24 protein-coding genes are annotated in these 23,809 nt (G+C 41.6%); 5 read left to right on the top strand and 19 right to left on the bottom strand.

The window, feature by feature from the left end; all coding sequences use genetic code 11:
* The first annotated feature begins 158 nt into the window (after window positions 1–158).
* Window positions 159–635 carry a GNAT family N-acetyltransferase gene (locus tag IGI73_RS07530; protein WP_428206238.1) on the top strand — a complete coding sequence of 159 codons (477 nt, stop codon included), beginning with the start codon at window positions 159–161 and terminating at the stop codon, window positions 633–635.
* A 71-nt stretch (window positions 636–706) separates the two neighbouring features.
* On the opposite strand, the gene IGI73_RS07525 is transcribed toward IGI73_RS07530, so the two are convergent.
* From IGI73_RS07525 to IGI73_RS07490, 8 genes are all read right to left on the bottom strand, one after another.
* Window positions 707–1,750, bottom strand: a complete 1,044-nt coding sequence (locus IGI73_RS07525) for an AI-2E family transporter (protein ID WP_428206239.1) — start codon at window positions 1,748–1,750, stop codon at window positions 707–709.
* Window positions 1,751–1,922: 172 nt separating this feature from the next.
* The gene (locus IGI73_RS07520) at window positions 1,923–2,780 is read right to left on the bottom strand and encodes a triphosphoribosyl-dephospho-CoA synthase (protein WP_428206240.1); all 858 of its coding nucleotides are present in this window, start codon (window positions 2,778–2,780) and stop codon (window positions 1,923–1,925) included.
* A gap of 12 nt (window positions 2,781–2,792) precedes the next feature.
* On the bottom strand, window positions 2,793–3,878 hold the full coding sequence (locus tag IGI73_RS07515; RefSeq protein WP_428206241.1) for an acyltransferase family protein: 1,086 nt from the start codon (window positions 3,876–3,878) through the stop codon (window positions 2,793–2,795).
* A gap of 24 nt (window positions 3,879–3,902) precedes the next feature.
* The gene (locus IGI73_RS07510) at window positions 3,903–4,496 is read right to left on the bottom strand and encodes a malonate decarboxylase holo-ACP synthase (protein WP_016620112.1); all 594 of its coding nucleotides are present in this window, start codon (window positions 4,494–4,496) and stop codon (window positions 3,903–3,905) included.
* A gap of 3 nt (window positions 4,497–4,499) precedes the next feature.
* Window positions 4,500–6,182, bottom strand: coding sequence for a biotin-independent malonate decarboxylase subunit beta (mdcD, locus tag IGI73_RS07505; protein ID WP_428206242.1), 1,683 nt, complete (start codon window positions 6,180–6,182; stop codon window positions 4,500–4,502).
* Entirely contained in the window at window positions 6,172–6,471 is a 300-nt protein-coding gene (locus IGI73_RS07500) for a malonate decarboxylase subunit delta (protein ID WP_428206243.1), read from the bottom strand. The genes mdcD and IGI73_RS07500 overlap by 11 nt, the downstream gene beginning before the upstream one ends.
* A gap of 25 nt (window positions 6,472–6,496) precedes the next feature.
* Window positions 6,497–8,143, bottom strand: a complete 1,647-nt coding sequence (gene mdcA / locus IGI73_RS07495; RefSeq protein ID WP_034868574.1) for a malonate decarboxylase subunit alpha — start codon at window positions 8,141–8,143, stop codon at window positions 6,497–6,499.
* Window positions 8,144–8,148: 5 nt separating this feature from the next.
* On the bottom strand, window positions 8,149–9,063 hold the full coding sequence (locus IGI73_RS07490) for an ACP S-malonyltransferase (protein WP_005226048.1): 915 nt from the start codon (window positions 9,061–9,063) through the stop codon (window positions 8,149–8,151).
* Between the two features lie 117 nt (window positions 9,064–9,180).
* Between IGI73_RS07490 and IGI73_RS07485 the strand changes: the two genes are divergently transcribed.
* Window positions 9,181–10,035, top strand: coding sequence for a LysR family transcriptional regulator (locus tag IGI73_RS07485; RefSeq protein ID WP_081117161.1), 855 nt, complete (start codon window positions 9,181–9,183; stop codon window positions 10,033–10,035).
* 213 nt (window positions 10,036–10,248) lie between these two features.
* On the opposite strand, the gene IGI73_RS07480 is transcribed toward IGI73_RS07485, so the two are convergent.
* From IGI73_RS07480 to IGI73_RS07465, 4 genes are all read right to left on the bottom strand, one after another.
* On the bottom strand, window positions 10,249–10,668 hold the full coding sequence (locus IGI73_RS07480) for a cupin domain-containing protein (protein ID WP_015509674.1): 420 nt from the start codon (window positions 10,666–10,668) through the stop codon (window positions 10,249–10,251).
* Window positions 10,669–11,013: a carboxymuconolactone decarboxylase family protein gene (locus IGI73_RS07475; protein ID WP_005226045.1), complete on the bottom strand. Its 345-nt coding sequence runs from the start codon at window positions 11,011–11,013 to the stop codon at window positions 10,669–10,671.
* The gene (locus IGI73_RS07470) at window positions 10,982–11,548 is read right to left on the bottom strand and encodes a flavodoxin (RefSeq protein ID WP_428206244.1); all 567 of its coding nucleotides are present in this window, start codon (window positions 11,546–11,548) and stop codon (window positions 10,982–10,984) included. The genes IGI73_RS07475 and IGI73_RS07470 overlap by 32 nt, the downstream gene beginning before the upstream one ends.
* A 166-nt stretch (window positions 11,549–11,714) precedes the next feature.
* Complete coding sequence (locus IGI73_RS07465) at window positions 11,715–12,596, bottom strand: LysR family transcriptional regulator (protein ID WP_428206245.1); 882 nt, start codon at window positions 12,594–12,596, stop codon at window positions 11,715–11,717.
* A gap of 288 nt (window positions 12,597–12,884) precedes the next feature.
* Here IGI73_RS07465 and IGI73_RS07460 point away from each other — a divergent pair, with 288 nt between their 5' ends.
* A complete protein-coding gene (locus IGI73_RS07460) occupies window positions 12,885–13,073 on the top strand; it encodes a hypothetical protein (RefSeq protein ID WP_428206246.1) in 189 nt (62 codons plus the stop codon).
* Window positions 13,074–13,283: 210 nt separating this feature from the next.
* On the opposite strand, the gene IGI73_RS07455 is transcribed toward IGI73_RS07460, so the two are convergent.
* From IGI73_RS07455 to IGI73_RS07440, 4 genes are all read right to left on the bottom strand, one after another.
* Window positions 13,284–13,988: a flavodoxin gene (locus IGI73_RS07455; RefSeq protein ID WP_428206247.1), complete on the bottom strand. Its 705-nt coding sequence runs from the start codon at window positions 13,986–13,988 to the stop codon at window positions 13,284–13,286.
* A gap of 304 nt (window positions 13,989–14,292) precedes the next feature.
* Window positions 14,293–16,536, bottom strand: a complete 2,244-nt coding sequence (bglX, locus tag IGI73_RS07450) for a beta-glucosidase BglX (RefSeq protein ID WP_270787895.1) — start codon at window positions 16,534–16,536, stop codon at window positions 14,293–14,295.
* On the bottom strand, window positions 16,529–17,995 hold the full coding sequence (locus IGI73_RS07445) for a glycoside hydrolase family 43 protein (protein WP_123834558.1): 1,467 nt from the start codon (window positions 17,993–17,995) through the stop codon (window positions 16,529–16,531). The genes bglX and IGI73_RS07445 overlap by 8 nt, the downstream gene beginning before the upstream one ends.
* Before the next feature lie 73 nt (window positions 17,996–18,068).
* A complete protein-coding gene (locus IGI73_RS07440; RefSeq protein WP_034877646.1) occupies window positions 18,069–19,346 on the bottom strand; it encodes a PTS sugar transporter subunit IIC in 1,278 nt (425 codons plus the stop codon).
* 176 nt (window positions 19,347–19,522) lie between these two features.
* On the opposite strand from IGI73_RS07440, the gene IGI73_RS07435 reads away from it, so the two are divergent.
* The gene (locus IGI73_RS07435) at window positions 19,523–20,512 is read left to right on the top strand and encodes an AraC family transcriptional regulator (RefSeq protein WP_428206248.1); all 990 of its coding nucleotides are present in this window, start codon (window positions 19,523–19,525) and stop codon (window positions 20,510–20,512) included.
* 142 nt (window positions 20,513–20,654) lie between these two features.
* Window positions 20,655–20,963, top strand: a complete 309-nt coding sequence (locus IGI73_RS07430) for a hypothetical protein (protein ID WP_428206249.1) — start codon at window positions 20,655–20,657, stop codon at window positions 20,961–20,963.
* 229 nt (window positions 20,964–21,192) lie between these two features.
* Here the strand turns inward: IGI73_RS07430 and IGI73_RS07425 are convergent, their stop codons facing one another.
* The 3 genes from IGI73_RS07425 to IGI73_RS07415 form a co-directional block, all read right to left on the bottom strand.
* Window positions 21,193–22,581 (bottom strand): tryptophanase, encoded by a 1,389-nt coding sequence (locus tag IGI73_RS07425; protein WP_034868562.1) that lies wholly within the window; start codon window positions 22,579–22,581, stop codon window positions 21,193–21,195.
* An 83-nt stretch (window positions 22,582–22,664) separates the two neighbouring features.
* Window positions 22,665–23,159, bottom strand: a complete 495-nt coding sequence (locus IGI73_RS07420; protein WP_428206250.1) for a nucleoside recognition domain-containing protein — start codon at window positions 23,157–23,159, stop codon at window positions 22,665–22,667.
* Window positions 23,156–23,797, bottom strand: a complete 642-nt coding sequence (locus IGI73_RS07415; protein WP_010748307.1) for a nucleoside recognition domain-containing protein — start codon at window positions 23,795–23,797, stop codon at window positions 23,156–23,158. The genes IGI73_RS07420 and IGI73_RS07415 overlap by 4 nt, the downstream gene beginning before the upstream one ends.
* Between the last annotated feature and the right edge of the window lie 12 nt (window positions 23,798–23,809).

Genomic DNA, 23,809 nt, shown 5'->3' with positions numbered 1-23,809 from the left:
CCTGCGGATCTCTTCGTTTGTGAACCTGTGGTTGAGGGAAGGATCAAAACAGAAACGAGCCAATGAAAGACTGCTATTCGATGGCTTTTCCAGCAGGATCTGCTATGCCGAATCAATGTCTTTCAATAAATGATGTCTGATTTTTTTTGGAGGTGTGCATGCTCATTCAGCTTAAAGAAGCGAAGCTTTCCGATCTGCTTTCAATCTACTTGATACAAAAAGCGGCCTTCAAATCCCTCTTTCTCCGTTATCAAGACAAAGAAACTTCTCCCTATTTACAAAGTTTCGAGAAGCTAAACGCAAAGTTTTCTGCGTCGAATACCACTTATTATTTAATCATGACCGCTCAGAAAACCGTGGGCTTTATAAAACTGACGGTTGAGCAGGAACATACGACGAAGCTATCTTCCATCGCCCTTCTTCCCTCCTACGAGAACCGCGGGATTGGTAGACAAGCAATGATCTTGATTGAAAGGAACGTACAAACAGATACGATTCGTTTGAATACGATCCTGCAAGAATCCAAACTGGTTCACTTTTATCATTCATTGGGGTATTCCCCAACAGGCAGGTTTCAAAGCCCCTCTTCAGCAATCTGCTTTGTCTCCTTTACGAAAAAAATTGCTGCGAAATAAAAAAGCCATCTCGCCTTTCATCGGCAGAGATGGTTTTTTCTATCAATTGCCATCCTTTACAGCAATCATTTTTATTGGTCCTGCAAGGTGTCATCGGATTTTTTACGCAATCGCGGAATCTCTTTCACATTCATTAAATCTAAAAAGAAAGTGAACAATGGGATCCCGATGATCAAGCCCCACAAGCCAAAGAGATGTTCGCTAAGATACAGGAGAATAAACGTGTAAAACATCGGGATCTCTGTTTTATTAGCCATCAAGCGCGGATTTAAGATATAGGATTCCAACGCATGAACAAACACTATGATCAATAGAATGTAGATCACGTCATTAAATCCGCCGATAGAATAGGCAATAAACGTCAATGGAATACACGAGATGATCACACCAGCAACAGGAATCAAGCTGAGAAAGAAAATCATCAACGCCAAACTCAACAGCTGCGGAAAGCCCATCACCGCTAAGGCGAAAACAGTGATCGCTGTATTGACTAAGGCGATCACCAACTGCGTCTCGATCACATTTCCGAAAGCCCGCGTAAACTTAGCTCCTAAATAGTAAACATCTTCAAAGAACCACGCCCCTCGCCCTTGCAAAAACAGCCGAGAAAACGCAACGGTCTTTTTGTTATCGATCATAAAGAAGAAGCTAAGCAGAAAGGAGATCAGCACAGTCAACGCCAACTCACCGAAATTATACAGATAATTGATCACGACTAGAACGCCGCTTTGTAATTTCTGGATGTATTCGCTGGTCTGCAATAAATTCAAGACATATTCGATCAATTCATTATTGGAGTCTGTCCGTTGGTAGAAATCAGCAACGGAATTGACTAATTGGACGGATTGTTTGATGATGATGGGTACATAATTTGTTGCTACTAAATAAAGAATAAAAACAATCAAGCTGTAGGTCAGGATGCTCGTAAGCTTGATGGGCAGATGGCTTTTTCGATGGAGCAAAAGAACCAGCCGATAAATCAGATACGTAAAGATAAAGGTCAGCAAAAGAATGGTCATCAGACTGCGAAACAAAAAAAGAATGCTCGCAAGCATAAACAGGACAGTCCAGCGCCGCAACACAAGATTTTGAAGAAAAGCATTATAGTATTTCATCTGTAACTCCTTTATTCGTTGCAATGGAGCAACGAAGCATTTCAGTAGTGCCTAAGAATTATCTAATCATTAAACTATGCAAATAGCAAGAGATTTTATTTTTCTTAATCGAGCGAAAAAATGAAACAAAAAATCCTTAGAAGAATCGTTGCCTTTCTTCTAAGGAAAAGAGTTATTGGTGAACGGTCGTTCCTTCGTTTACGAGTAAAACCGAGTTGATGGACAATAAAAAGAAGCTGGCAGCCAACAGATCAGCACTGCCGCCGGGAGACACATTTTCTGACTGGCAGAAGGCTGCTAGTGCATGAAATGCTGGGTTCGGCAACGCTTGCTGATTGGCTTTTTGTGCGAGTTGCTGAACCAGTGCCAGTACCTCTTGATTGCTGCGGTATAAAATACACGTATCGTCCAGCGTAGCGATGATTGCCAACAGCATGTGGAGCCTTTTTTTGGTCTCATTGGAACAATCCCGAGAAAAATAATCTGCTAGAGCGATTTGAACATGAGGGAACCCAGCAGCAGCTTCCCCATACGCACCGAGATGTCCATATTTGGCTTGAACAGTTTTGCCATGACTTTCTGTTTGTTGAATCAGCGCACGATCAGGAAATGCAGTGAGAAATTGGATATCAGAAAAGACTTCTGGTAAAAAAAACCGCTGTTTGCGACTAAGTTGGCTACTGACGGCGCTGATGAGCAAGCCTAATGCCCAGATGGCTCCTTTATGAGTGTTGATGCCACCAGTGGCTGCCAACATCGCCTGTTCTGCCTTCCGACCGATTGCAGCGATTGCTTCCCGCAACTCTTGAGACATGCTGCTTCCCCAAGACACCAAGGCCATTTCTTCAAAGTATGGCGTCAATGCTCGAGCTGATCGTAGAAAGAGTGCTTGATCCATATCGTGATGGGCACCTGAATCAATGGCATCCACTAATCCCGGTTTTGGGGACAATGTCACTTCTGCAATCAAGGCTTCTTCTACCAATTGGGCGAGTCGTTGACAATTTTCTTCTACAGCTAATGCAAACATCCAACTCCTCCTCTAGTTTTTGATTTGACCTTTGATCATTACCCATAAAACATGCAAAACATAGCTTGTTAAAAAACCACAGCTGGCAGTTGCCAAATAAGCGACGATGATCATGATGCCCATTGGCAGTTGCAGCAACAAATCTTTGAAGCATAGCAACAAGACTTGAAAGACAAAAACATTGGCAAGATAGGTCCGATACGCATAAGTAGACAGCCACTTAAATGTCCCTAACTGAGGGGCATTGTTTTTGATCATGGTTGATCCAAACATAAAGACTGCAAAAATCAATACTAAGCTATATAAGCTTTGCAATGTATTTAAATACGGTGCATGAGCGAAACTTAGATCACCTGCATAATGTAGCAGATGATTGGCAGATAATAGCCCTAATGCTAAGCCCACTGGCAAGAAAGCGTAGCGAATCTTGTATAGGAAGCGATAGACGGTTTTGTGATAAATCAAAGCGGCCTCGCCATAGATCCCATAGATCACAAAGCTAAAGACAAACCGATCCAATAAATACCAGCTTTCATGATGCGGTCCTTCAAAAACTTGGCGATCGTAAAACACATACCAAGCGACATACAAAGCAGTTGCGACGATCAATACTGGCCAAACAGCTTTTTTCTTCGTCAACACTTTGTAGCCTAACCAGACAAAAAACGGCATCAACAATTGGATCTGCAGCATCATGATCGTATACCACAAGTGTGGCGCCGCATCCCCCGTCACATATTTCAGTAAAAACGTTGCTGTGTCAGTATAAGGTTTTCCTTGTTGGACAGCGGGAAACAGCCATAAATAAGCCGTCGTCCAAAGCACATATGGCACGACAAGTTCAAAAAACTTTTCTTTCAAAAATTCTAGATAAGACAGATGTTGACTTGTCTTAACCATGTTATAAACAATAGCAAAAATAAACAGGGGTGCGGTAAATTTCACCAAGACATAAAAGGTACCGATGAATGCTGCAGTCTTTTCATCTTGGGTATTGGATAAGGCAAAAGTCAAAATCGTTTGCATCATTACTGCTGTCACGGCAAATACTTTTTGGAAATCACTGATGTTGATTTTTAAATCGTTGTTCTCAAACATGTTTTTCGCTCACTTTTCTAATAATTACCAAATCTCAGTGGTGAGTTTTGGCCCTTCGTCTGTTTTTACTAAGATTTTTTTTGATGGATGTTCCAAATACTCCTTTAAGGCAAACCCGCCTTGTTTTGTGATAACTTGAACATCGATCTGTTGAAAAAAGGCTGCCTGCTTTTCCAACAGTTCCAGTGGCAGCTTTTCTTTCGTGTCGGCATAAAGCAACAGATCTAAATCACTGGTCGGCTTGATTGCTGCCTGTTTTGCAGCCAATTCAAAACCCAAGCTGCCACCGATTCCCCAAGAATAGTGCTTCAATAAAAGCCGTGCTTGTTGATAGCTGCGGTAAACTGGATAATTGGCTACTTCATTGAATCGAAAGCTCTCACGAGTGATCAATTCCCAAGGATGGATCGTTCGTTTGATCATGTTGCAGGGTGCCTCAAAGGCAAACCGTTCTTGCCGCTTTTCCCCGCGCAACCCCACTGGTAAATAGCTGGGGTTACGGGGTTTCCCACGACGGACGGTCGCAAAAAGCTGTTCTTTTTCAGAAAACCATTTGGGAATATCAATCATATCAAGAACTTCTTTATCTAATTGAACGATATCGTGGGCACGGTTCATTCGTTACTCATTCCATTCTGCATTCATTTTTTCAAATACGTTATTCGTTTCCAGTCGGCCGCTCTTTTTAGCGATCGGATTGGTGTAGCGACTGGTCAACATCGTGTCATTCGTTTTACGCACATCATCAATCGCCTCATTGATCGCTTCAATTACAGTCGCTTTGCTTTCAGAGGTGACAGACTGATCCGTAATGGAGGATAAGAAAGTGAAGATTGCCCCAAGTTTCGTATAATTTTTGATATCATAAGCAATACTTGGTACTTTTTCCGCCGCGGCTTCAATCGCTGCAATCGACCGTTTGGTGACTCGACTTGCACTTTCTTTTGACATTGCTTGAACAGTGATCTTTTCACTATTTAATGCGATCAGACGACTTGATTGCAAGCCATGCGCTAAGAAAGCCCCAGAGATCGCATTACCAGCGATAAAACCGATCACTGGATGACCCGCTTGGCGTAGTTTGGCATAAGCTGCCGCACTATTTGCTAAAGCTGCATGAATACCAATCAATTCTTCATTATAGCCATACGCTTGGCTAGGGACATCGATGACCGCAACGATTGGCCGTTTGATTGCTTTCTCTTTGTCTTCGTGATAAACAGTTTCTAACAGATGGCCCATCTCGTACCCTTCGACTAAACCAACTTCTCCATTGCGTACCCGATACATCGGATTATTTGGGTTTGGCACGATTGCTGTAACAACGACTTCTTCAGTAAAAAGGTCAGATGCAGCTGCATAGACTGTTGCACTAGTTGAGGTTGGGAACTGCAGATTCGTCAATGCTGAAAACCAATGATAACCGATACTGTCAGCAGCAGCTTCTTGGCCTTCTGTTACAGTAATAGGTGCCACTTCAGTTGCTTTATGCGCTGCAATAGCCTTATTGAATGCCTCGATAGCCAGCGGTTTTGATAGATCAAGTTTGTTTAAAAGAGAAAGATAAAAACCACTTTTTTCGCTGCGATGACTGTCTTTCTTTTCAACCATCGCCGCAATCACAGCTTCTTGGATCGATTCGACACTGTCAGTCACTAGTTCATCGATCATCTGTGCTTCCAAACGTTGTTTGGCGCCAATGGTATTCCAAATCAAATCTTTATCACTGGAATCAAATTCTCTCACGCCAGCTTCTTGCTCGATGACTTCAGGACCGTTCAAACCGATACGGGCTTTCTTCGTCGCTATCAAGTAACTCATAAGTGCTGAGGTAATCGACATACCGCCAAAAGAACCCACCCGACCTGGCACTAAGCCAATCACTGGCACATACGATTTTATTGCAACGATCAAATTGCCGATTTCTGCGATCGACAATAAGCCGTAATTCGCTTCTTGGAGGCGTACCCCACCAGTATCGAGGATGATGATCGGTGTGATCGGATTGCCCTTTTGGTTTTCTTCCAACACATGCGTCAATGCAGCGATGATTTTAGCACCAGAAACTTCACCAATCCCGCCACCTTGGAATTTCCCTTCCATAGCGATCACGACCACGTTTTCTCCAGAAATCGTTCCACGACACACAACGATCCCATCATCGCTTTGTGGCACGATGTCTTGAGCCACCAGATTGGGTGCGATCATTTGGTCGAATGGATCGATCAATTCACGACCGCTCTTGGCATCCAATAAGGCGTGCACCCGTTCTCGAGCATTTAATTCTACAAAACTATTCTTCATCTGCTAGTTCCTCCATTGCTTGGGTTAATCGTAGGTAAACCACACCGGGAGTGGCGCCAAAGTCGTTGATCACTATTTGCGCACTGATTGGATAGCGCTCAAAAAAACGCGTCAAGAGATTTTGCCACACATCGCCAAAGCCGTCACTTCCTGTACAAACTGAAACGGTGGTTTCTTGTTTGTCTGTTGGAAAAAGCAGAATTTCCAAGTCACCAGAACCCACCACGCCAACATGGACTTTTTTGGTGACTGGTTTCATTGTTTGATACGTATAAGCTAATTTTTCCATCTCTTCTTCTCTCCTCTTGCTCTTATTAAGACCACGTTCTGAATTTCATTGGCGGTTCGTACAACCCATCGGACCATTCGATCAAATCATCAACGGTTTGAGCTGCTAGCAATGATCGTTTGGCATCACTGCGTTTGATCCCTAAGTCTTCTGGTAATTTCACGATCCCCGCTTTGCGAAGGGCATCCAGAGAAGCTTTTGTGCTGGTCATTCCTAGTGGGGTTACACCACCGATGGCTGCGATGGCTGCTTGTTTTTCCTCTTTTGAGTTTGCTTTATAAAGATAAGCGATGCCTTCTTCTGTCACGATATGCGTCGTATCTTCGCTATAGATCATAATTGGGGCATTGGCTAAACCAGCTTGCTTTTGAACAGCCAACGCATCTAACGTTTCTACAAAAACAGGTTTTTTATTGGAACCATACGTTTCAACCATTTGAACGACTAATTTTTGTCCTTTTGCTAAAGGATCTGTTTCATCCCGCAAGGATTGCCAAGCTGGAGTCGAATGCCGACGGCCCCCCGGATTATGCCCCATATTTGGTGCACCACCAAACCCAGATAAGCGGCCTTTCGTCACTGTAGAAGAATTTCCTTGATAATCTAGTTGTAAGGTCGAACCGATAAACATATCGATGGCATATTGACCTGCAGTTTGTGATAATGCTCGATTGCTGCGCATCGTGCCGTCTTTTCCGACAAAGAATACATCGGGTCGAGCGGCAATATATTTTTCCATACCAACTTCCCCACCAAAACTGTGGATGCTTTCGACCCAACCAGATTCGATAGCTGGAATCATCGTTGGATGAGGATTCAAGACCCAGTTTTTCGCTACTTTTCCTTTGATTCCAAGCGTTTCTCCATAGGTTGGTAAAAGTAACTCGATCGCAGCGGTGTTAAAACCGATCCCATGATTCAACGATTGTACTTCATGTTCTGCATAGATTCCTTTTAATGCCATCATCGCCATCAAAATTTGTAATTCCGTAATGTTTTGCGGATCTCTCGTAAAGAGGGCTTCTAATTGATACGGTTGGTCTGCTACCACGACGACATCGATCCAATCGCTGGGAATGTCGACCCGCGGCAAACGATCGACCACTTCATTAACTTGGACGATCACAATCCCATCTTTAAAGGCTGCTGCTTCGACGATCGTTGGCGTTTCTTCCGTATTGTAACCTGTATAAAGATTTCCTTGACGATCGGATTTGTCCGCCGCCACAAGGACCACATTCGGAATCAAGTCGATAAATAAGCGCCCATATAATTCCAAATACGTATGAATGTCCCCTAATTTCATAGTTTTGTCTTCAATCATTTGGGCAACGCGCGTACTTTGTGCGCCTGCATAAGAAAAATCGATTTTCGCTGCAATGCCTTTTTCAAATATCGTCAAATGTTCTGGACGGGAGATACTCGACATGATCATATGCAAATTATTGACTTTTTGAGCATCGACTTGTTCTAAGCTTTTTGATAGGAAGCTTGCTTGTTTTTGATTGTCGCCTTCAAGGACCACTTTGTCTCCCGGACGGATCAACTGTTCTAAGACTTCAATGATCGCTTCCGTTGGGACATATTTTCCATCGAGAAGATGCTCGATTTTTTTCATGGTTTGGGCCTTCTTTTCACGTTTACTTGCCCAGTTTCTTGCAGGTTTTTCCATTCTATTCATCTCCATTTTTGATATAGGAATAAAGCATCATCCAAGCCATGTTGATCCAAATTGATCACACGGATCGCATTGTTTTCACCAAATTTTGCTTGGATCAGTTTTGTTAGGGTATTGCCAGGAGGAAATTCAAGAGCCAAATCAAGTCCTGCTTCGTAGGCAACATCCATGATCTTGTTCCACTGCACCGGATAAGCAATATTTTGCAGCAAATCACGGCGGATCTCTTCAGGGTTCATGGTCATCCGACCATCCGTATTTTTGAGGTAGGGACAGATAGGCACATCAAGGAATACCGTGTTCATAAATGGCGCAAACCGTTTCACGGGTTCTGCCATCAACACACAATGGGACGGGACAGGCACTGCTAAAAGTTTGGCGGTTTGCGCATGATAATCTTTCGCTTGAGCTAGCGTCTTGCGCAAGCCTTTGATATGACCAGAGATCGTATGCTGCATGGGGCAATTTTCATTTGATAAATAGACGGGAGCAGCAGGATCAAATGTTTTTGCCACGAGCGCTTCTGCTTCACTTCTCGTTACACCAACCAGTACCCCCATGGCATAATCAGTCGGATAGGCTTCTTTCATCAATGTCGCCCGATGATAGACCAAGCTAGCGGCATTTTCGAAACTCAAGCTTTCACAAGCTAACGCAGCGGAAAAAGCGCCAATCGAATGCCCCGCCACAAGCTGAGGTTGCACACCAGATGCTTTCATCTGGTCCGTGTAAAAAGCCGCTTTTACTAAAAGCGCCAACTGAATAGAGACGGTATCTTGTTTGAGATCCCCCGATACAGGGTGTAAATCAAAGCCTGTCGCCTGTTCTAGCCGATGGAAATAACTGGCAGGCACGTCCTCAAGCATCTTGCTGGTCTGACTGCCTTGTCCTGGGTATAAGAAACCTGTACTCATGAAACACCTCCTAAACAATTTCTCTTTCCTGTGTCATAATAACGGAAGTTTGTTATAATAAAAAATACCAGTTTCGTGAATATCCATAACCAAAAGGTATGGAAAGAGGAGTATCTGATGAACCTTGATCATTTACGCTACTTTAAAAAAGTAGCCGAATCGAAAAATATTACCCAATCTGCACAAGAATTATACATCTCACAACCTGCCTTGAGCCGTGCCATGAAACACCTAGAAAGTGAACTAGGCGTTCCTTTGTTCTATCATGCCGGTCGGCATATCGAGTTGACGATGTATGCTGAAGAATTTTATCCCTATGTCGTTGAGACGTTAGCACGTTTCGACGAAGGAATAAGTGCGATCCAAGCCTTAAATGGAGAAATGGTCCCTGCAGTGACGATTTACTCTGAAGTCGCTTCTGTTTCCTTGCCCAACTTGGTGGCGACATTCGTTGAAAAGCACCCTGAGATCCAACTTTCGATCAAGCAGCACGGCAGTAAGGAGACCAACAAAGAACAAGCCTTCTACATTACCTCTGAGCCAAAGAACGGCTTGACCAATCTGCCAATATTCACGGAACCCATCTTACTGGCGATCCCCAAAAAGCATCCCTTGGCAGAAAAAAAAGACTTGCAAGTTGCCGATATCCAACACGTGCCTTTGCTGATGCTGGTTGAAAACAGCCCGCTGCGTAGAACCATCGACGAAGCTTTTGAAGCAAAAAAAATCAGTTTGGCTATCGGTTCAACGACGGACGATCCGGCGACGTTGCGCTCCCTTATCAATCAAGGACTAGGAATCACGTTCTTTCCTAAAATTACTTGGGGCTATGAAGATGAGGCACCTTTCGTTTTACGTGAACTAGCAGATTTCCCCTTATCAAGGACGATCTATTTAGCATCAAGCTTTACTAAAGGTCATCCCATGACAAAACTAATTGCAAAAACGTTGATTGAATTTTATCTTGGCTAAACAAAAAGAAGCGTCCATTCGCACGTTAGCTGTGCAAGTGGACGCTTCTTTTTTCTCTCCTATTTACAAAGGTTGAATCATCGGCTCGACCGTACATTCATTCACATTGATCACTCCGATCTCTTTTGACTCGCCACGCTATTGGCTGCCCTAGTCAGGTGAGACCCCATAAGATTTGTTACACGCCTTCCAGTACGGCTGCCTTATCATCGCTTATGCATCGAGCAATTGATCGTATTCTTCATCACTGACTGCTTCTAACCATTCTGAAGCACCAGCAGTAATCGCTACATGGGCAAACCAACTATTTTTTGATGCACCATGCCAATGTTTGACCCCTTCCTTGATGACTACGACATCACCAACAGTAAGTTTTTGCGGTTTCTTGCCTGCTTCTTGGTACCAGCCTTCTCCTGAAGTCACCAACAACAATTGATACCCACCATCAATATGCCGATGCCAATTGTTGCGGCAACCTGGTTCAAAAGTCACATTGCCAACGTTGACTGGAATCGCTGGATCAGCTACTAAAGGATTCAAGTAACTCTGACCGCTAAAATATTGTGCATAGGCGTCATTTGTGTTCCCTAATGAAAAGATTCCAGCTTCTTTTGCTGCATCGAGTTCTGACATTTATTTTTCCTCCAATTCAGCTAGCTCTTCTTGATAAACCGTTTTGGCGATGTTAAAAGCAGACCAAGCCTTGGGCCAGCCAACATAGAAAGCCAGATGAGTGATTACTTCTGCAATTTCCTCTACAGTGATCCCGTTTTCCTTGCCAATCGTCAGATGGGCAGTCAATTGTTCAAAATTGCCACCCGAAATCAAGGCAGATATCGTTAATAAACTTCTTGTATGAGGAGCCAATTCTTCCTCACGTGACCAAACTTCACCAAATAACACATCATCATTTAATTGCGCAAATTTCGGCGCAAATGTCCCTAGATTATCTCTTCCTGCAGTTTGTTTCTTTACCATATCGATCGACTCCTTCTTCTATTGTGATAAAATGCTGGCTCACCCAATTTTGAATGGCAGTATCCGCCTTATTCACTCGTGAACCACGGATGGCTAATCCAGGATAAATGAGGGCTTCAGGACAAGTTTTTTTAAAGTCTTCTAGGCTATTGCCGAATCCTGAGCCTTCATGAGTACAAAAGGGAAAAATAATCTTCCCATCGAAATGATGGTCTTTTAAAAAACTCGCCACGATCATCGGATAGGTCCCCCACCAGTTGGGAAATCCAACAAATAGTATCCGTTCTTTAAAAAACGCAGACGGTACTGTTTGATAGCGGGGAAAATCATTAGCAGCTTTTTCTTTTTTTGCATGTTCGACCATCGCCCGATAACTTTCAGGATAAGGTTCCACAGGGTCAAGAGTATAAAGGGGGCATTGCAGCTGCTCTGACAGCTTCTCTGCTAGAATCTGCGTATTTCCTAAGCCCAGTTTTTTTAGCTGTCCCTCAATCAGATTTTCACCAGCTCGTGAACAAACAAGTATTGCCGCCATTGTGTCACCTCCTACTCTTTGTTTCCTGATAGATTTAATGGTAAGCCAATCGAGTTGGATTGGCTAATGCTTTTTCACACAAGACCTTATGCTTACAAAGCATAGCTGGTTTCGATATACAAAAAAGAAGCGGATATCACCGCTTCTTTTGATGTTTACACTGAGATTATTGAAAGGAATCGCGAAATCGTCGAATAAACTCGATAACGACTGGAGACAGTACACGATTCTTTTTCCAAACCAATACACAGCTGGTCTCGATTTGTGGTACTAAAGGCAGAAACTTGATTGCCTCATTCCTTCGCTGACCAACAGCGCCACTAACAGTCAGTGCCGAACCAACATGGTTTTCTACTAAGGAAAAGACATTGAATATTAAATTGTAGGTACCCACGATCGGCAACTCTTCCACTGGTGTCTTCGACCATTGGCTGAACATTTGCTGTACTTCTGGACGCTTGGAGATCAATAAAGGCACACCTTTGATGTCTTCGGGTGTAATTTCTTCTTTATGCGCAAGAAAAGAATCAGCCGAAGTCAAAAAGCCCCATGTTTCTTTTCGTGGTAGAACGATTTTTTCATACTTCTCGATTTCAATCGGTTCGATCAAGATCGCTAGATCCAACAAGCCTTTCTCTAGACGATCGCTGATATCATCTCCGGTACCACTATGAATATGAAAGCGAACATCCGGATAATCATTGATAAATTCTTCCAACATCAAGGAAAGCGTATCGGAATTATCTGCTTCCACACAACCAATCGTGAAGTGACCGCTAAATAAATGTTTTTTACGATCTTCAAACGCTTGCATTGTCTGGTCTGTCAAACTCAAAATCTCTTCCGCACGGCTTTTAAAAAAACGCCCCGCTTCCGTTAAAACCATTTTACGATTATCACGAGTGAATAGTGCCGCCCCTAACTCGTCTTCTAATTCTTTTAATTGTCGACTCAATGTCGGTTGTGTGATGTGGAGCACTTCTGCAGCTTGAGAAATCGTCCCTTCCTCCGCAATCGTGTAGAAATATTTTAATAACCGAATTTCCACAAGATCTCCTCCTCATTTTTTCTTGTGCATTCAAGGTGTTCGAAACAAAAGAGAACCTCCCTCTCCAGTCTCCTTATCAATTCTTATGATAACAAAGAATCACTGTTCCAGCGAATCTAGCTAAAAAAGCGTAGGAAATTGCAGAATTGTAAAAAGATTCGTCAACAACATGTAAAAACTGTTCGCATAAACGAACAGTTTTGTCAGCTGCTTGCTTTTTACGGCTTTTGGCGTAGGATATATGAGTATCTTGGTATGAGTCCTCATACAATGATTTGGAGGAATACAATGTTAAATCTATCAATTCTTTTATTTTGTGTAGCGATCGCTTTACTCGGACTTACAGGATTCATCTTTAGAGTGCGTGCGTTGCTGAACAAACGTCCGTGGAATGGTCCTGTATTGCCATTGTCGGTTATTGGTGTGATTCTTTTCATCGTCTCTTTGGTCATGATCTACCTTTCTTATCCGAAATAACAGAATTGTAGTAAACCTAGAACGAATAAATCGGAAAAACTGACTATTCTCGGGAAGAAGAAGCTCTTGCTTCTAATCCATCAACTCATCCCAAATGATTCATAAATCAACCGCACTAGTTTACCATAATTATATTATGATTATTTCGGCTTGTGGTACATCATGAACATGTAGCCAATTGAGAAACGGCTATACTAAACTTGAATTTTGCTAATATCCTAGTTCATCGAGCCAATTCAACAGATTCGGTTCAGCGTCTTCAACACTTCCCGCTCTTGCTGCAAAGCCTTCCAGAAAGTCATACGCTGGATACAACGTTTGAAGTTCGTTTTGACTATTGTTCAATCCACTTCCCCCATGGGTTGCAAAAGGAATGATTTGTTTATCCGTAAGATCATAGGTTTCAAGAAATGTTAAAACGGCTCTTGGGGCACGGTTCCACCAAACGGGAAAGCCGATAAAGAGAACATCCACTTCAGTCATTTCGGCAACGTCAGTCATCAACGTTGGTCGGGCATCTTCTTCCACCTCTCTAGTCGCAAAAGCTGTATGTTCATCGTAAACGTTAGGGTAACCTACTTCTGTTTGAATCGAGAACAACGCACCGCCGGTCTGTTCAGCGATCATTTCTGCTATCACCTGGACATCTCCTACCAAGGTGTCATCGATTACATTAAAACTACTTCCAGAAACTGCTTCGACCGCTGGTTCATGCTCTAAATTTTCTGGTCTTGTGAAATAGGCAATCAAAATATCGGCCTCTCCATCAATCCCTGTTTCTCTCATTTGTTGCGTAACGGTGTCACTAGTACTTGTTTCTGTTGTACCAATGTCTGGCTCGTCATTCATTGAATCACTGCTACATCCTGTTAGAAAAAGCATTGTCAGAAAAAGTCCTTTTGTCCATTTGTTCATTGAATTGCTCCTTTCTTTTCCCATCAAAAATGGTAGTTCCAGTATAATTCTTGAAGTGGACTTTAAGGCAAGGCAAAAAAAGATTTTTAGGGTTTCCTTTCCCTTTCTCTCACAGAATCAGCACATTATAAGAAGCCTTAAAACATTAAGCGTAGCTTTACGGCTCTCCCCTGTCTTATCTTTCATTTTTCCTCGTGATCTATATTTTTACAAGGTAATACCTAATGAAAACAGTACCTTGTTTGAAATGTTAGAAGTAGTTAAAGGATCAGAAAGCGTTTCGTGTCAGAAAATGACCATATATTCATAGAAGTTCGAAAGTCGCTGCTTCACCTTCTGCAGAATTTTTCCCAATAAATAAAGTAAACAATCCAGGTTCGACGCCAAAAGTCAGATCTTTTTGATAGTAAAAAAGATCTTCTTTAGTTATCGTGAACAAAACGGTTATTTCTTCGTATGGAGACAACGGAATTTTTTTATATTTTTTTAATTCTTTCACTGGCCTAACTACCGATCCAACGTGATCTCTGATATAAAGCTGGACTGTCTCCAATCTGGAGTAAGCAGAATTGTTGCGGATTGTAATTTCAGCTTCCAACGTTTCATTCATGGTTGAATCACTCAATTTTAACGAATGGTATGATGCTTCCCCAAAACTCAACCCATAACCAAATGGAAAGAGCGGCTCGTTTGAGCAATCCAGATACTTCGAAACGAAACGTCCTGTATGTGTCTTGCTGTTCAATGGTCTTCCAGTATTGAAGTGATTGTAGTATAGTGGCAGCTGCCCTACATCTTCTGGGAAGCTCATACTTAAACGACCAGAAGGATTGACCTTCCCAAAAAGTATGTCAACGATTGCTTGTGCTCCTTCTGTACCAGGAAACCATGCCTGTAATATTGCATCCATTTGTTTTGTTTCTTCTTTTAACACCAGTGGGCGACCACTGAAATTGATCAAGATATTTTTTTTACCAAGAGCGGTCATTTTTTTAATAAAAGCTCTTTGAACAGCTGGTAAATGAAGGTCCGTTCGACTGCCAGCTTCCCCACTTTGCAAACTGTGTTCCCCCATAGCAAAAAGAATAATGTCTGCCTCAGTGCCAGCTTTCAACGCTTCTTTCAGCCAAAGATCTTGCTGTGCAGCTGATGAGGAATTGCCACTGGCAGTATAGCCAAAGTCTCCAAGTATAGAATCATCTTCTAAAAGCGGACAACCTGGTTCGTAATGAACATATTTTTCCGACACTGTATTTTGGAGCGCCGTTTTTAATGTTGTGACATCCTCTGTTTTTCCGTGTACTGCCCATAAACCAATCATTGCTTGGTTGTCACCATATGGACCAACGAGTAATATTTTCTCTTTTTTTGGAGTAAGAGGAAGTACCTCTTGCTTATTCTGCAATAAAACGATCGCTTCGGAGGCAACTTTTCGTGCAAGTTTCCGGTTCTCTTCGGATAAGAGTATTTGAGCTTCTACTTCTTCTGAACTGCCACGGAAGGGATCTTCAAACAGCCCTAAATCCTTTTTAAGTTTCAAGACATGATACACAGCGTCATCGATCAACCGCTGATCGATCGCACCACTTTCCAGCAGCGGACGAAGCTCTTTCGCATAACATCGGGTTTTCATATCGATGTCATTTGTTGCTTCGATCGCTAATTTGGCCGCTTCTCGATCATCCGTAGCAATCCCATGAGGAATTAATTCTTGAACAGCTGCATAATCCGAAATAACGACTCCATCAAACTGCCATTCTTCTCTTAAAATTTGTTTGATCAAAAATTGATTAGCAGTAGCGGGAATACCATCATACGTGTTAAAAGAAGTCATGACTAGTTTGCATCCTGCCTCGACAGCCGCTTTATAGCCGCTTAAGTAGTCTTGACGCAGTTTGCGTTCGCTCATATCAACTGTATTATAATCTCGTCCTCCTTCTGATGCACCATAAGCAGCAAAATGTTTAACACAGGCAGCGATTCCGAGCAGTGTTCCCCCTTTTTCTTGCTGAATGCCTTCTACCATTGCTTTCGCAAAATCAGCATTTAGCAGCGGATCCTCTCCTGTCGACTCCAAGCATCGCCCCCATCGAGCATCGCGTACTAAGTCGACCATTGGTGCATATGTTACGTGTGCGCCAGCCGCTCTTGCTTCTTGTGCTGCGGCTTGATAGGCGCTTTGAATCAATGCTGGATTCCATGTTGCTCCCAATCCCAGAGGGATCGGAAAGACTGTTCGGTATCCATAGATGATATCTGCCATGAACAATAGTGGGATTTTGTGTCGACTTTTTCTTAAGTAGTCTGTTTGAATCTTTCGAGTTACTTGGGCACCTGTGACGTTCAATACCGAACCGACAACATCGATGGTTTGTTGTTCGATGCCAAGTTTTTGCTGAGGACCCAAAGACAAATCGCTTCCGTGAAAGAATTCTCCAGATAACTGCACCAATTGGCCGATTTTTTCGTCTAAGGTCAGTTGGTTGACTAATTGTACCAGTGTTTGATTTTTCATATTATTACTCCTCGCATAGTTTTTTCTATTGATATCTTAGTTCTGGTGTGATGAATCGAGTCTTTCCTGTAGCTGCTTCTGCAAAGACTCCTAACTGGACACCGGTAAATTTTGAGTCAGAACATTCATTTGTAAAATGACGTACAGCGATTTGATCTTTGAACACTACTGTATTCGTTTCATCTAAAATCAGCAGATGGTAGCTGTTGCTGTCTCCAGACAATTTCAGAGTCAACCGCTCTCTATCTTTTAAATTATTGGATCGATACAGAAGTAAATCAAAGATGTTTTTCCTGCCAAAAAGTTCTGTTTGGTGTTTTGTTTTTCGCAATCCAAATTGGCAAAAATGCAAGTCATCCTTGTAGATTGCTATACCAAAAGTCCCCTCCTGACATTCGTCGACCATCAAAGTGGTTTCAAAGCAGCAGGTAGTATCAGCTTGACATAAGGACAAAAAGGCAATGGGCTCGTCCTTAGAAGTTCCTAAACGAGTCGGTAAGTTATCAATGATCAAATCAGTATCATACGTATAATCAATTGGCAAACGTACACTCTGCAACTTCTTGCAGAGAAAAGGTACTAGTTCATTCCGCTGCTTAACGCTTTTTGAAAAACGATCTGTTTCAACTTCAACCGATGCATTCCCTGTCTGATTGACAACTGGCCAACCATCTATCCACTCTACAGGTAATAAAATCGTTTCACGACCAAGCAGGGTGAAATGACGGTTGGGCCTAGTCGCAAGAGCTGTCAGCCACCAAGAACCTTTTTTGTCTTGAAAGAAATCTGCGTGCCCTACGGCTTGAAGCCTCGATTTGATATCTCTATTAGAGAGGATAGGATTCGTATTAGCTCCTTCATACGGACCATTGATTGATTTGCTTCTTTGAATCGTTACCATATGGCCTTCTCTTGTGCCACCTTCTGCCAATACAAGATAGTACCATTCGTCTTTCTTGAATAGATGCGGTGCTTCTGCGTCGCGTCCACCGCAACCTTGGCTGATTTCTACCGGATCTGTCAGCATTTTCCCGCTGTAAGGATCGATTTCAAATTGTAGAATGCTGTTTTTCCCTTTCATTGATGCAGCAAGTTGGAAGAAAAATCGGCCATCAATAAATGAAATTGAGGGATCGATCCCAAAAGGACAATCGATCCAGATTGGATCAGACCAACCATGGTCAAGGTTTTTCGTATGGCAGATGAAATTCCCTTGGGTGACATTTGTACATACTAGAAAATATGTTTCCTCAAAGAAGCGGATCGTTGGGGCAAAAAGTCCCATCGAGTTGCTGATTTCTTTCAGATTGATATGATCCGGACAATCAATCGCATACTGCTTAAAATGCCAATTGAGCAGATCCTGGCTTTCAAAAATCGGCAGACAAGGAAAAAATTCAAAACTTGAACAGACTATATAGTAGGATTTCCCATCGAAACAGATACTCGGATCAGGATGAAATCCTTTGATAATTGGATTGGTATACTTCATTGTGCTCCTCTTTTCTCTTTTGGTGCCACATGTAAAAAGAAGAAAGCGACACTAGCCGCTTTCTTCATCGAGTTTACACTTTCTCCTTCAATGCGGCTTGTTCCAATTGATAGGTTTCTTTATCCAGCTTTTTAAACCACGGATACCATAATATCGGTGACAAAATCAGTTGAATGAACAACTGTAGAATGATAATCGATAGTTTCCCTTGAACAGCTGCATGGAACCCAATTGGTAAACCGAAAATGGCAGTAACACCAGTAAAACGAGCGACAAATCCAAAACGTGTTAAAACATAAGCTAAAATTAAAGCAATGCTATTATTGGTAATGAATGGTACCGCTAATTTAAAGTTTAATACCAAAGGCGTACCAAAAATCAATGGTTCAGTGATTCCGAAAAGAGCTGGAACAATTGCGACTTTCCCTGTTTCTCGATACTGCTTGCTTTTCGCTCGCAGCATTAATAATGCTAATCCTAAGCCCATACCGCTCCAAGTTATGATCATAAAGAATGCATAGCCAGTAATGTTTGGCGGTGTTTGGCCTGCCGCAACAGCGTTTAAGTTCTCGACGTCCATTGCCATCCACAGGGCTTGAACGATCGGCATAACGACATTTGTTCCATGAATACCGAAAAACCACAAAACCTGTTGAATCAGTGAGATCAGAATGACTGCACTGATTGATCCTCCGATCCCTTGAAGCGGTTCTTGTATGATACTGTAAACAAACTGATGCATGTTGCCGAAGCTGGTTGCTTCAAAGAGTGAATTTAATACAATGAAGAGTACACTGATAAGAACCGTAGGCAAAATTGATTCAAATACTTTTGTTACCATAGGAGGTACACCTGCTGGCATTTTGATCGTCCAACCTTTGTCTTTCAGCCAAATATATACTCTTCCACTTACCAAACCAACGATCATTGCGGAAAATACTCCTTGTGCACTTAGCCAAGTAGCTGGAATCGCGCTGACTTCGTCCGTCGTTGTACCTAGAGGGGTAATGATAAAGAAACTAAGCAATGCGATAATAGCAGCGGAAATACCATCTTCTGACGGACGTAGATTTTTCACTAAATGATAAGCCATTAATACCACGACATAAACAGCCATCGAGCCAATAGTTATTTGATTTAGTTTGCTAAAAACATTTGCGAAACCAGCTAAAAATGAAAGTGCTGGAAGACTATTAGGTAATACTAGAAGTAAAACAGCGATCGAGCCGATCAAAATAGGACCTAGTGTCCCCATCATCGCACCGGAGATCGATTTTAAATAAGCATTGTTGCCTAATTTGTCAAAAAAAGGACTTAATTTATCGAAATAACCTGTGATTTTTTCTTTCATAATATTTCCTTCCAATCATTTATTGTTGATTTGATAGCGCCTTCAATTTCAACTTGTTTTCAATATAACAAATTATTCTACTGACGCGAATATCAATAAACGCTTTCTTTTTAACAAAAACACAGATTTGACTACTCGATAACGGATTGTTAAAATCGAAAAAAAGGAGTAAAACGATGGACCATTTAGCGCTAGACAACTTGATCCGTGAAGTTTCTTCTCATGAAGAAGCTTACCGTGACGGCAATTTAAAACCCGACTATTCAGATTTTAAAAAAGTAGTTGTCAACGATCAAGAAGTTCTTTGTATGGAACTGACAGATTCACAGATGATTACTAAAGATCAGCCGTTTTTTATAAAACGACATTCTCGTTTTCAGAATTATCCTATTCACTGTCATGATTGGATTGAATTTAACTATATGTATGCTGGAAAATGTCAGCAGATCATTAACAATGAACCACATTTTCTGTATGAAGGGCAAATTTTGCTGATGGATGCAAATACTGTTCACAAGATTGAACCGCTTGGCGAAGATGATATTCTCATTAATTTGATTATTCCCAAGTACTATTTAACTGCAAATTTCTTCAACCGTTTTTCCTCGGACAGCGTTTTGACTTCATTCTTTATTGAAGCCATCACTCATGGAATGAAACATGATCGATTTATTCATTTTGCTTCAGAAACAAGGACACGTCTACAGTTCTTTTTTAAAGAGTTGTTATGCGAATGGTTTGATCGTTCCACAGCATATACCGACATTTGTGAAGGATTGTTGAGTTTGATTATTTCGGATCTTGTGAATATCTATCAAGATTCTTATACGGATCGTTCCGATCAATATCGAAAGAGCCCGATTGTTCCAATTTTGAAATACATCGAGAAAAATTACGCAAATTTGACTTTGACAGAATTATCGGAACAATTCAACCTTAATCCCAATTATCTGTCCAATCTTTTAAAAAAACATACCGGCTATTCTTACAAAAAACTTGTAATCAATCAACGTATCTTGGCAGCAGATCGTTTTTTACTTTCAACCGACATGGATATCGTTGATATTTCGCAGCAAGTCGGCTTTGAGAATATTAATTTCTTTTACCAAAAATTTAAAGAAGTTTACGGTGTCACTCCGGGTATGAGGAGAAAATTACATTTTTGATCAACGCCTAGGATTGACTGAGAAAACTGTCTTCGTTTTGTCCGTTGTTCTTCGATGACTGGCATCGTCCAACTCCGCTTGGTAATTTTACAAGGAGGTCTGTCTGCTCATCCGGACTAAAATGGAAGATTTGTGTTTCGCAATGAGTATAGATCAAATATTTAAGAGTAAGCATTTTTTCTCATCTTCCCTTCTATTTTTAACGTTTGATGGAGGGAATTGCAAACCAGATAAATTCACTAAACAAAAAATCCAGCTGATCGCTGGATTTTTTTGCTTCGAAACTAGGATAAATATTTTACGGGATTTCCCGCTATCACTTCAATTTCAATTAAAGCATTTAGCGGCAGCTCAGCAATTTGAAATGCACTGCGTGCTGGATAGGATTTTGAAAGATAAGATACCGGATAAAAACAGCATTCACATCACTCATATGCTTGATGTCCTTTAAAATACAGTGACTTTTAGAATATGACTATCAACAGCTGCTAGCATCCGCTGAATATTTGTGAATATGTGCTCTGTCTGGTCAATAATGCCCTTGGTCAGTTCATTATTTTTGGGTTGATTCCGAACTATCCAGAAAGGAAAACAAATCATTCGTTGCGATTCCTTGGGATTATGGGCCGATAGCTTGCGGTGCTTCTTTTGTATGAATAATTCTTTTCATTTCAAGCGCCTCAGCTTAAAGGAGCTAAATGCGCTTGGAAGTGGCGAAGAATTGGTGGTTCCCATGTTATCTTATAACCCTGTTGGATCGTATGTGCTCGTTTTTTCACTGAAATCAACGCATCTGCTATAGTGTCCAGATGAGACTGCGTATAGACTCTTCTTGGAATTGCAAGACGGCTGAATTCAAAGTCGGCTTTTAATTGTTTGTTCGTATCTGGATCGTTGCCTAACATATACGACCCAATGTCGCAGGTACGTATACCTGCTTCTTTATAGAGCTCAATACACAATGTCTGTCCTGGATACTCATAATAAGGAATTTGCGGATACATCTCTGCTGCATCAATGAAAACACCATGTCCGCCAACAGGAGATTGATAGGCAATCCCCGCTTCATCTAGTCGCGAAGCCAAATACTCCATTTGTCCGATCCGATACTTCAAATAATTTTCATCTATTCCTTCATACAAACCTATTGCCATCGCTTCAAGATCACGACCTGCTAAACCACCATAAGTGAAAAATCCTTCATAGCTTATACAGTTTGCTTTTACTTTAAGAACAAGTGGTGATTCTTTCTCTTTGATCCCTAACAAGCCGCCCATATTGACAATGGCATCTTTTTTTGCTGACATTGTAAACATGTCTCCGTATTGAAACATCTCTCGAACGATTTCTTTCACCGCTTTGTCTTGGTATCCTTCTTCATCACGTTTGATGAAGTGCGCATTTTCAGCAAAACGAGCGGCATCAATACAAAGTGGAATCTCATACTTTTTACAAATATCTGACACTTCTTGCAAGTTTTTCATTGAAACAGGTTGTCCTCCTGCCGAGTTATTCGTAATTGTCATTACAACTAATCCGACATTGTCTGATCCTTTTTCGAGAATCGTTTTCTCCAGTTTTTCAACATCCATATTCCCTTTGAACTTCGCTCGAATATGCGGATTCTTAGCTTCTTCAATTACACAGTCAATGGGTCTGGCTCCTGCTAAGATCACGTGAGCTCGTGTCGTGTCGAAAAACATATTGGAAATAGCGAACATTCCTTCTGATAAAAACAATGGAAGCAGCACTTTTTCTGCCGCACGACCTTGGTGTACAGGTTGAATATACCCATAGTCAAAAATGTCCTTTCCAGCTTCGATTAATTTATAGTAGCTGGATGAACCGGCATAGGCCTCGTCTCCTTGCATTACACCTGCCCATTGGGTCTGGCTCATAGCATTTGTACCTGAATCAGTCAAAAGGTCAATGTAACAATCTTCTCCTCGTAAGTGAAACAGATTGTAGTTTGCCTCTTTGATTTTTTTAACCCGTTCGGCACGACTTAACATCTTTAACGGTTCTACTGCTTTGATTCTAAATGGTTCTGCAACATATTTTCTTTCCATCATAAAACCTCCTAGATATGATTTATAAAATACCCCGGTTATCGATCTATGATGAGCGGACAGTATATTATCAAATTAATACATTATTGAATATTCATAAGCGACAAAATAAAACGCATAATCAGTAAAGATAGAAACGCATCAAAAACAGGAATAAACAGCATAAATAAGTGCCATTTTTTATTCGTTCCTGCGACTAACACAATTCTTGCGTAATGACCAATCAAAGTCCCCATCAAGATGCATGCGGGAAATAGCATCGTTGCTTGTCCTACTGTTAATACGCCGGAAGCGTATAAAGTAGCAGCTGTAGCACACCCAGATGCCTTGGCGAAAAAAGCCGAAATTAGAACTGCGACAGCCGCACCTGGCAGACCAAACAAGCCCATAACTGGAGAAAAAATGTTTCCCAAGATATCTAACAGGCCTGTTTCGGTCAAAACATAAATCAATGTATAGCCAAGTATCATTGCGGGAATAATATTTTTTACAGCAACTTGAAATCCCTTGGCACAACCTTTTAAAAAAATATCAACCACTGAAGGTGTCATCCCAATATCATTTTGGTTTCCTGTCATGTCTGATTTCCTCTCTTCTCCATAGAAACTTTACGCTTGTCTTGTTTGTTTATAAGGTATCGAACAAGGTTGGCGCCAACTATTTTACAAATGATTTGAACGAGCAAGATAGGTCCTAATGCGATTGGACTGATCAAAAGTAATGGAGCGCCGCCAGTTATTGTATTGTTGATAGGCGCCGATCCTGCATATTGGTAAGCAACAAATGCGGTTCTTTGCCCATCTGTCATTTCTTTTTTTTCTACTAAATCCCGAGTCATTACTGCAGCTACATCAGAACCTGTAAAACTACTGATAAATGCAACGCCTGCACTTCCTGGAATGCCTAATAAAGGTTTGAGTATTGGACTGAATAGTTTTTGCGAAGCTTCATAAACACCTAAATGCTCGAATACATCAAGTAATCCGCAAAAGAGCATGATCGCCGGCAATAAATTCAAGCCCACTAAGAATCCCTCTCTTGCACCAAAACCGCCAGTTCCCAAAAAGTTTGTATTCGTATCACCAATCAAACCGAATTGCCCGCTGAGATTGGTAAAATCGAAAACTCTCAAGAATGAATCACTTTCTCTAAATGCACCAGACAGAATAACAACTAACAAAATCAGTGACAACCAACTTTTGATTTTCGTTTTCATTCGGACCTCTCC

This window comes from Enterococcus sp. DIV0755f (assembly GCF_051713725.1).
GTDB lineage: Bacteria > Bacillota > Bacilli > Lactobacillales > Enterococcaceae > Enterococcus_D > Enterococcus_D casseliflavus.
Note: the sequence above shows the minus strand (reverse complement) of the source record. Positions and strands in the feature narration are given on the sequence as shown.